At 30.1% G+C, this 1,094-nt stretch carries 3 protein-coding genes; all 3 read left to right on the top strand.

All coding sequences use genetic code 11. The features are described from left to right. Nucleotides 1-78: 78 nt before the first annotated feature. The 3 genes from FDW96_RS12460 to FDW96_RS12470 all read left to right on the top strand — a co-directional run bounded on the left by FDW96_RS12460 (nt 79) and on the right by FDW96_RS12470 (nt 1,073). Entirely contained in the window at nt 79-492 is a 414-nt protein-coding gene (locus FDW96_RS12460; RefSeq protein ID WP_197052181.1) for a hypothetical protein, read from the top strand. 74 nt (nt 493-566) lie between these two features. Continuing rightward, on the top strand, nt 567-755 hold the full coding sequence (locus FDW96_RS12465) for a hypothetical protein (protein ID WP_137365769.1): 189 nt from the start codon (nt 567-569) through the stop codon (nt 753-755). Nucleotides 756-818: 63 nt separating this feature from the next. Then, nucleotides 819-1,073, top strand: a complete 255-nt coding sequence (locus FDW96_RS12470; protein WP_047692728.1) for a hypothetical protein — start codon at nt 819-821, stop codon at nt 1,071-1,073. Nucleotides 1,074-1,094: the final 21 nt, after the last annotated feature.

Raw genomic sequence — 1,094 nt, forward strand, 5'->3', positions numbered from 1 at the left:
TTTGCACAAGATATAGCTGATGATTTCAAACAATGGAAAGGCGAATAAAATGACAAAAAAATTATTATCTCTAAAGAGTTGAACGAATGGCTAGAAAAACATCAAACATTAGATACTGATGATACAATATATAGCAAACGTTTTGGCAGAAAAATTTTCGACAAATTGTATGAAGAAGTAGAAGTTGGCGATACAAAGAAGTATGATAATATTTTAGAAGTATTTGGCTTAAGTGGGTATACTAAAGTAGTTCACTTATGGTTATTGTTGAACCGTGACAAATGGGAAGTAGAAGAAGATGAGTTATTTTATATCTGTATTCCAGAGCCTAAGTCATCCGTGTTTAACTATACATCTTTATCGAAAGTTAATGGAATACAGTATTTTGATAGGTTGCCTGACGATAAAGATTATAAATGGACACAAGAAGAAATTGATAAACATGAAGTAGCTAAACATCTAGAATACTTCAAAAAGAAAGTAGAAGAATGAAAGTTAAAAGAGTTTATGCTTGACGGTATAAACTTTTTTTGATATCATAGTCTTATAGAAACAAAGGAGAACAAATGAAAAAATACAACGTTAAATTGATGAACAATAAAAAAGGATATTTAAACTCTTTTAAAAATGAGCTAGGGGAAAAGTTCCTATTCCTAGGGTTTAAAGAAGAAAGAAATAACTTCAAGTCAGAGTTTACGAAAGAAGAAATTAAAGCGATTGATGAAAGATATTTGTATTTTATTGAAGAGGTTTAGAGTTTATTATTGACAAACATAAAATAATTTGATACTATTGTCTTATAGAAAGGTGGTTAAATAATGGCAATGCGAAAGGATAGGGAAATAGTAGCTTATAACCCTATTACAGAAGAAGAGCTACACTTTAGTTGTAAAGCTCAATGTGCTAAGTATTTCGGACTTAAAACTAATACAGTCGTCAAGTGGTTCGATATTGGTAGACCTATAATTGAACTACTAAGAGAGCAAGATAATAAGCAGGTAGCGATTGAAAAGCAAGACAAGCTAAAAGGCTTTGAATTATTTACTATAAAGGAGTGGTTAGATTATGTGTAAGAAACGCAAATACACAAAAAT

Origin of the sequence: Citrobacter sp. TBCS-15 (assembly GCF_005280815.1) — a bacterium.
Lineage (GTDB): Bacteria > Pseudomonadota > Gammaproteobacteria > Enterobacterales > Enterobacteriaceae > Citrobacter > Citrobacter werkmanii.